The sequence below is a fragment of the bacterium genome (genome assembly GCA_028821235.1).
Classification (GTDB): Bacteria; Actinomycetota; Acidimicrobiia; order Spongiisociales; family Spongiisociaceae; genus Spongiisocius.
This window is the reverse complement of the sequence record JAPPGV010000137.1, coordinates 1-2,583: the sequence shown is the minus strand read 5'-3', so window position 1 is coordinate 2,583 and position 2,583 is coordinate 1. Positions and strand designations below refer to the sequence as shown.

Genomic DNA, 2,583 nt, shown 5'->3' with positions numbered 1-2,583 from the left:
AGACCACCACCGAAACAGCGGTCGGTGACCAGAAACGGTGGCCGGTGAGGACCGGCCACCGTGATCGGAGGGTCAGACCTCCGTGGTGAGCGATGGGGGCCGGCGATCCCACCACGGGTCGGCCTCTTCGAGTTGGGCGGAGAGGCGGAACAGGAGGGCCTCGTGGCCGAAGGCGGCGCCGATCTGGACGCCGACGGGGAGACCGTCAGGGGTCATGTGCATCGGAAGGCTCGCCGCGGGGCAACCGCTCAGGTTGTAGAGCGGGGTGAAGGCCATGTGCCCCCACATCGTCTCCATGTATACATCCAGGTCGTCTCCCATCATGTCGAGGCCGCGGAGCGGGAGGGGTGGATCGGCGAGGGTCGGGCTCAGGATGACGTCGTACTCGTCGAAGAAGCCGGCCATCTGACGGCCGGTGCGATGAGCCATCACCAAGGCGTTGGCGTAGTCACGCGCCGACAGACGGTTCCCCTCCTCGGCGGCCAGCCGGGTTATGTTCTCCAGATCGTCGCTCCGGAGGGCACGGCCCAGCGCATTCAGCCGTAGCGTGACGTGGTTGGCGGTATGCCCCACGAGGATCGTGGTTATCGCTCGGCGGGATTCGGCCCCCGAGACCGGAGGCACGGCGGGGGTGACCGTGTGACCGAGTTCCGCTAGCCGGCCGGCGACCCGTTCCGCAGCCAGCACGCACTCCGGGTCGACGGGTTCCCCGCAGAGGCCCTCGGTCCACAGAGCAATGCGGAGCCTGCCCGGGTCCCTGCCGACCTCGGCCAGGAAGTCGCGATCGGGTACGGGCGCGGTGTAGGGGTCGCCGGGTTCCGGTCCGTGGGCGACGTCGAGGAAGACGGCACTGTCCCGCACCGTGCGGGAGACGACATGGTACGTGGCAAGACCGCTCCATCCCTCCCCCGCGTCGGGACCGGCCGGTGTCCGTGCCCTGGTCGGTTTCAGACCGAACAGCCCGCAGTTGGCGGCCGGACTGCGGATCGAGCCTCCCCCGTCGGTTGCCTGCGCGACGGGCACCATGCCGGTGACCACCGCCGCCGCGCCTCCGCCACTCGACCCTCCGGCGCTGCGGGACCTGTCCCATGGGTTGAGGGTCGGCCCGTAAAGAACCGGCTCGGTGGTGCCGCTGATCCCGACCTCAGGCGTGTTGGTCTTGGCGAACAGGAGGAGACCGGCCTCTCGGTACCGCGCGATGATGGTGCTGTCATGGTCCGCGACGTTCCCCTGGTAGAGGCGGGATCCGTTGGTGGTGGGTTCGCCGGCGCAGAGTCCGTGAAGATCCTTGAGCATGAAGGGAACCCCCGACACCGGCCCCGGAGGAAGTCCGCGGGAGATCGTTTCCCTGGCCGCGTCCTCCATGAGATGTATGACCGCGTTGACACCGGGATTCCTGGTCGCTACCCGTTCCAGCGCCGCGTCGAGCAGCTCATCGGGGGTGGTCCGGCGGTCACGGATGAGGCCGGCCAAGCCGAGGGCGTCGTGGTCTTCGTACTCATCGAACAAGGCCATTAGGGTTTCCTCGCTGGTTGAGATCCGATCTCAGCTTATCGGAGGTCAGGGAGGGCGCTCGTGGTGGAATGTGGACACTTCGAGGTGCTACTACGGCCCGGTCTCGGTGGCGCCACCTCGCTAGTGGCCGGCGCCAGCAGGGGAATCGGGCGATCCATAGCCATCGGTCTGGCCGCGGCCGGCGCCTCGGTGATGGGCCTGGCCCGCTCCGCCGACGCCCTTGACGATCTCGGGGACGAGATACGCGCCGGAGGAGGCGAGTTTCTTCCGCTCGTTGCGGACATCGCCGAACTCGACTCCACAGCGGCGGCTGTAGCGGCGGCGTGGAGGTGGAAGGGAGGGCTGGACAGCCTGGTCAACTCCGCCGGAGCCACGAACCGCTCCTCCGCGCTGGAGATCAGCCCCGCGGAATGGGATGCGTTGTTCGACGTGAACCTCCGGGGCGCCTTCTTCCTGACCAGGGAGGTCGGTCGCCGCATGCTGGATGGAAATGGAGGCTCGATCGTCAACATTGCATCGCTGTCAGGGGTGGTGAGCGACGGCGCCCAAGTCGCCTACAGCGCGAGCAAGGCGGCCATGATCCACATGAGCGCCGTGCTGGCCGACCATTGGGCGCCCAAGGTGCGGCTCAACTGCATCAGTCCTGCTTGGGTGAGAACCGAAATGACCCGTGACTATCTCGCCGTCGAGGACAACGTGTCGGCCATCCTCCAGCGGACGCCCATGGGCCGCATCGCCCGGCCGGAGGAGATGGTCGGCGCGGCCCTGTTCCTCGTATCGGGCATGAGTTCCTACCTGACCGGGCAGAACCTCCTCGTCGACGGTGGATGGACAGCATGAACGGGGCTCTCGTGGTGGATTGCCACATGCACATCCGGGGTGATGATTGGAACCCTGTCAACCTGAGGTCCGGCATGGATGCCTCATGGGCTAGGCAGGTGCGCTGGTACGAGCCCCCGAAGTCGGATCCCTCCTACCTGCATGCCAGGGTCGCGGAGGCGACAGACATCACGGGTGATAAGGCGGTTGCTCGTATGGACGAGGCCGGGGTGGACGCGTCGGTGATGA

3 protein-coding genes are annotated in these 2,583 nt (G+C 67.2%); 2 read left to right on the top strand and 1 reads right to left on the bottom strand.

Annotated features, from left to right (window positions below; all coding sequences use genetic code 11):
- Positions 1 to 72: 72 nt before the first annotated feature.
- Positions 73 to 1,515: an amidase gene (locus OXK16_14120; GenBank protein ID MDE0377081.1), complete on the bottom strand. Its 1,443-nt coding sequence runs from the start codon at positions 1,513 to 1,515 to the stop codon at positions 73 to 75.
- 60 nt (positions 1,516 to 1,575) lie between these two features.
- On the opposite strand from OXK16_14120, the gene OXK16_14115 reads away from it, so the two are divergent.
- Complete coding sequence (locus OXK16_14115; protein MDE0377080.1) at positions 1,576 to 2,355, top strand: SDR family oxidoreductase; 780 nt, start codon at positions 1,576 to 1,578, stop codon at positions 2,353 to 2,355.
- Positions 2,352 to 2,583: hypothetical protein (locus OXK16_14110; GenBank protein ID MDE0377079.1), on the top strand; the 232-nt coding region annotated here is incomplete at its 3' end. The genes OXK16_14115 and OXK16_14110, both read left to right, overlap by 4 nt.